Source organism: Wolbachia endosymbiont of Drosophila seguyi (assembly GCF_028981765.1).
In the GTDB taxonomy this organism is placed as follows: domain Bacteria; phylum Pseudomonadota; class Alphaproteobacteria; order Rickettsiales; family Anaplasmataceae; genus Wolbachia; species Wolbachia pipientis.
In genome coordinates this window covers 1-4,958 of sequence record NZ_JAPQLM010000141.1, presented here as the reverse complement: position 1 = coordinate 4,958, position 4,958 = coordinate 1, and the positions used below count along the sequence as shown (strand labels likewise).

Below are 4,958 nucleotides of genomic sequence, written 5' to 3'. Positions count from 1 at the left end.
ATTCCTGCACAATTTATTCTCATGATAAAAACGTCTTAACTTTCTCTCTACTTTTTCTGGGTAAGGTCAAATAGAGAATTTTACAAAAATCTATTTTTAACTTACAATCAATTATTACAATTTTAAACCTACAACTTATGTATAACAGACTTATAGTCAAATCTTTTTCAGTATTATGCATCTGTTTATTTGCTTTATACATAACACTGCCAAATTTCTTTGATAATAAGCTTTTTATTTCGAAAAAAAGAATAAACTTAGGCCTTGACCTGAAAGGAGGGGCATCTTTGCTTTTAAACATAGACTTAGACTTCTATTTTAAGGAAAAGCTAAGCATGCTAGCTAACGAAATAAAAGAGACATTGCTAACAAAAAATATTGAATCTAACGTACAAAATAGCGTTATAACTTTAAATAGTATTGATGATTATAAAAAAGCATCTGTGTTGATTAATGCGATAAATCCAAATTTAGAGCTAAATAGAAAAGATTCTTCGATTCTCATTTCGTATAAACCACATTATAAAAATTCTTTGATCAGTGAAGTAGCTGCAGAATCAATAAACAATGTCCAGCGCCGTTTGGACAAACTTGGCACAAAGGAAGTCAGCGTTCAAAAACAAGGGCAGAATAAAATATTAGTGCAGGTGCCTGGAGTAGAAGATACCAAGCAGATAAAATCTCTGCTTGGCAAAACTGCTAAGCTAGCTTTTCATTTGGCAAACACTAACATAGCCAAGGTGCAGGATATAGACCATGAAACCACTGTCATGCTCAAGGATCCTTTAGGTAATTCTTATCCAATATTCCGCAAAACTGAAATAGGTGGTGATTCGCTGGTTAACGCATCAGTTAGATTCGGCAATTTAGGTAAACCGACAGTGCATTTTAAATTTGACAGTATAGCGAGTAAAAGATTCGCGAAAATCACTAAAGAAAATGTAGGAAAGCCTTTTGCAATTGTTCTGGATAACACAGTTTTAACAGTACCTACAATACGTGAGCCAATTTTAAATGGAGAGGGAGAAATTAGCGGTAATTTCACTGAAAAACAAGCAAGCGAACTTGCAATACTTTTAAAATCTGGAGCACTGCCAGCACCACTTAAAATAATTGAAGAAAAAAACATTGGCCCAAGTCTTGGAGAAGAATCAATAAAGGCAGGGGAAATGGCAGCAACAATCTCTATTATAGCCGTGGCTTTATTTATAATCATCACTTACGGCAAATTAGGTGTATTGGCCTCTGTTGCACTTTTTTCTAATGTAGTTCTTATATTATCAATTCTCACTCTGCTTGAAGCAACTCTAACTTTACCTGGAATTGCCGGTATTGCACTTACTGTTGGTATGGCGGTGGATGCAAATGTTTTAATATTTGAGCGAATTCGTGAGGAAATCAAATCTGGCAAGAGAGTGGAACGTGCTATTGAAGAAGGGTTTAAAAACGCTATAAAGACAATACTGGATTCAAATATCACTACATTAATTGCTGCAGGAATAATGTTCATTATTGGCAGTGGAGCAATAAGAGGCTTTTCTGTCACTCTATCAATAGGAATTTTATGTTCGATGTTTTCTGCAATCACAGTCACAAAACTCCTGATAGAGTTGTGTATGAACCCGAAGGAACTAGCGCTTTGAATTAAGGATTTAGATCTCAGTCAACCACCTTCATTCCCACAACGTTATATCCTGAATCAACGTGCAAAATTTCTCCAGTAGTGCCACTACTTAAGTCGCTTAATAAGTATAACGCTGCCTTGCCAACATCCTCTATTGTAACATTGCGTCTGAGCGGAGAGTTATTTCTATTCCATTCTGATATGGAGTGAAAATCGCTTATTCCAGAAGATGCTAAAGTTCTGATTGGACCAGCGGAAATTGCATTTACTCTGATATTTTGTGGCCCGAGATCACATGCTATATATTTTACACTTGCTTCAAGTGCCGCTTTACATAAACCCATAACGTTATAATTTGGCATAACTTTTTCAGCGCCATAATAAGATAAAGTAAGTAAACTACCACCATTTGACATCATTTTTTCAGCCCTTTGCGCTAAAGCAGTAAAAGAATAGCACGATATATGCATTGCATTGAGGAAGTTATCCAGTGAAGTATTGACATATTTACCATCTAACTCATTTTTATCGGAGAATGCTATTGCATGCACCAAAAAGTCAAGAGTACCCCATTTTTTCTCTATTATTTCGAAAGCGTTATCTATGATTTTTTCATTTGAAACGTCGCAGTGTAATATTAGCTCCACATTTAGTTCATCTGCTATTGGTGATAGTTTTTCTTTTATTATTTCATTCTGGTAGGTGATTGCAAGTTCTGCTCCGTGCTCTGAGAGAGTTTTTGCTATACCGTATGCTATTGATCTCTTATTTATTATTCCGGTTATTAATCCCTTTTTGCCTTGTAATAGACTTGTCGTCATAGAACTATCTGTTTTTTTATAATTTGGAATATTAACTAGGTAAAGTCAAGATATCACTATGTTTTAAAATATTTTTTGCAGTAACTTGAAGTCTATAAACAGTAATCTTGATTCTTCTACAACAAAGCCATTCCATATGACATTCTGCCTATACCCAATTAAGCATATTAATAAGTAAGTAAATCTTAATATAATCTTATTATACTTATAAATACGCTGTATAGAATGAAAGTATGGATGATTTCATAACTGCAAGAAGAAAAGATGATGCTGTGGTATCTGTTTGTCAGGATAATAAGAAAAAAAACGTGTTAATTTTAGGGCTCAATCAAGTTGCAAGGGATTTGTTAAAATATGAAGAGAAGAATTTGCTTAATAAGCCATTAATTAATATCTTAAGCACAAGAGCAGCTGACAACGTGAAGAATTATTTAGAGTATACCGAAAATGGACACGATTTACTTGATATACTACCTAAAGTGATAGATTTTTCCTTAATTGATGCTAAGGGAGAAGATATCAGGACAAAAGTAAAAGTTTTCCGCACTGCACAATTTGCCAGTAATAAAATAAATTATGAGCTATTAATACGTGATATCAGTTTGTCCCATAAACTAGGAATCTTTAGAGATAAATATCTAATGGGTAAAAAATATAAAAACCATGACTTATTCGATATACCGGGCAATGAGTCCACTATTCTAGAGTTATACGTTATATTAAATTTTGCCTTTCAACATCAAATTAATGCAGCTATAGGAGTGATTGGCTTAAATAGTAGCTGTAGTGAGACAAATAATGCACTGAAAGTTATCATAGAACATTTTTATAAAAATTGCCGTAGTGATGATTTTCTAGGGTATATTGATGAGAATAAAGTGCTTTTTGTTTTGATTAACTGCGATGTAAAAAGTATATCTAAAATAATTAATCGTATACATTCTGCCATTAATAAGCAGTTATTAAAGCGAAAATTACCAAGTGTATCAATAATTTATGGGAATATAGCTCAAAAACAGGCAGCAAAATCTACCAGCGGTGCCTTCTGAAAAGTTGTTTTTTATTTATATTGAGTTTAAACTTAAATTTTTATAAAGATTTAAGTTTATTTATGAAGTTAAAGTACTACCTGGTAGCACTGCTTTCATCATTGTTTTTGCAGAATAGTGCTAGCTCTAAAACAATTTTGGATAAGGAAATATTTTATGCAGAACTAGACGGAAAAATAGATTTGAGATTCGGCTACGCCTTCAACAGAGATTCTTTCAATGCTAAGCCTAAGGATAAAACTTCAAGTTATTCATACTTGCGCTTTCTTTATTTACAGCAAGTTTATCCAAATACTCAAATGGGGGTTAATGTTAAGGCAGGGGTTTCTGGTATTGCAAACCTAAAAGCGTTAGACATAGAAAAGTTAGACATGGAGGAATGGTATTTTATCATAAAAAACCAGGAACTTGGATCAATTGAATATGGTAAAAGAAGTTTAGTTGGTCAGAGCATGTTAATTAACACTTCAAAAATTTATGCAGCTGCTGGAGGAGTAAATGGTCATTGGACAAACTATGCAAATTTGCGCGGTGATCATAAAAAAGATGGTGACCCTGGATATAATCAAGACAAGGTGTTCTGGGTCAAGCCCAATATTTATAGCGATTATAATGAACTCGAACTAGGGTTAAAACAATCATCAATTAACTACATCTCCCCTGAAATCTATAACTTTCAACTCGGATTCAGTTATGTTCCAGGAAAAAATAACTTACAGTACAGCAATTTAATTGCTGCTGGCCTTTCCTATAAAAACAGCTTGTCAAATGATATAGGTTTTACTACTGCTTTGACTGGTGAATTTGCAAGAGAAAATTTAACTGGTTGCTCAGATGGAACTTCTAAAAATTATGAATGTCGCAATCAATTACTGCACTGGAATTTTGGTTTGAAGCTAAAATTGTTCGATCTTGATTGCATTTTTTCGTATGGTAATGGTGGTGAATCTGGTGAGAGGCGTAATCCTGAAATAAATAATACGTATTATATGAATGCAGGTATCGCTTACCATTCTGATTCTTACAAATCAAGCTTAACATATTTTAGTAGTGGTAGGGATATTGCAGGCGAAGGTACAAACGAGTTAACATCATATGCTTTAAGCCTTGAAAATTCTCTTTTTTTAGGTACTTCATACTATTTCGATATTGTAAAATTTAGTACCAAAGAACCTAAAATAGAAAATAACAACTCTGGTTATGTGCTCTTGGCTGGACTGAAATTAAGTTTTTAATATTGCCTCCTTCCAACACTCTTTTCTGTCATCCAAGGTAACCGTTCACACTTAATTTTTCAATCTCACTCATGGAGAGGCCAGTAAACTGACCTTACCCAGAAAAAGTGGAGAGAAAGAAAAGAGTTTTTTTGGGTAAAATAAAATTTTGGAGGATTAGAAATGGTAAGAGAATATACGGCAGAATTCAAATTGGAAGCTGTTAAGCTGGCAAATGAACAAAGAAAGG

General features: G+C 33.6%; 5 protein-coding genes. 3 read left to right on the top strand and 2 right to left on the bottom strand.

What is annotated here, in order from left to right:
• Window positions 1–19: 19 nt before the first annotated feature.
• Complete coding sequence (locus OZD62_RS03465) at window positions 20–301, bottom strand: hypothetical protein (RefSeq protein WP_039964338.1); 282 nt, start codon at window positions 299–301, stop codon at window positions 20–22.
• Between OZD62_RS03465 and secD the strand changes: the two genes are divergently transcribed.
• A complete protein-coding gene (gene secD / locus OZD62_RS03460) occupies window positions 201–1,643 on the top strand; it encodes a protein translocase subunit SecD (protein WP_458695161.1) in 1,443 nt (480 codons plus the stop codon). The two genes, OZD62_RS03465 and secD, sit on opposite strands and share 101 nt — an antisense overlap.
• 16 nt (window positions 1,644–1,659) lie before the next feature.
• Here the strand turns inward: secD and OZD62_RS03455 are convergent, their stop codons facing one another.
• Window positions 1,660–2,445 carry an enoyl-ACP reductase FabI gene (locus tag OZD62_RS03455; protein ID WP_006280349.1) on the bottom strand — a complete coding sequence of 262 codons (786 nt, stop codon included), beginning with the start codon at window positions 2,443–2,445 and terminating at the stop codon, window positions 1,660–1,662.
• A 233-nt stretch (window positions 2,446–2,678) separates the two neighbouring features.
• Here OZD62_RS03455 and OZD62_RS03450 point away from each other — a divergent pair, with 233 nt between their 5' ends.
• Together OZD62_RS03450 and OZD62_RS03445 are read left to right on the top strand one after the other, a co-directional pair.
• Window positions 2,679–3,494 carry a PAS domain-containing protein gene (locus OZD62_RS03450; RefSeq protein WP_010962355.1) on the top strand — a complete coding sequence of 272 codons (816 nt, stop codon included), beginning with the start codon at window positions 2,679–2,681 and terminating at the stop codon, window positions 3,492–3,494.
• A gap of 62 nt (window positions 3,495–3,556) precedes the next feature.
• Window positions 3,557–4,729 carry a porin gene (locus OZD62_RS03445; RefSeq protein WP_070356730.1) on the top strand — a complete coding sequence of 391 codons (1,173 nt, stop codon included), beginning with the start codon at window positions 3,557–3,559 and terminating at the stop codon, window positions 4,727–4,729.
• The last annotated feature ends 229 nt before the right edge of the window (window positions 4,730–4,958 follow it).

What these genes read in the sequence shown, in the direction of transcription:
- OZD62_RS03450 (WP_010962355.1), top strand. Translation starts at nt 2,679, where the DNA reads ATGGATGATTTCATAACTGCAAGAAGAAAAGATGATGCTGTGGTATCT.
- OZD62_RS03455 (WP_006280349.1), bottom strand. Translation starts at nt 2,445, where the DNA reads ATGACGACAAGTCTATTACAAGGCAAAAAGGGATTAATAACCGGAATA.
- OZD62_RS03445 (WP_070356730.1), top strand. Translation starts at nt 3,557, where the DNA reads ATGAAGTTAAAGTACTACCTGGTAGCACTGCTTTCATCATTGTTTTTG.
- OZD62_RS03465 (WP_039964338.1), bottom strand. Translation starts at nt 301, where the DNA reads ATGTTTAAAAGCAAAGATGCCCCTCCTTTCAGGTCAAGGCCTAAGTTT.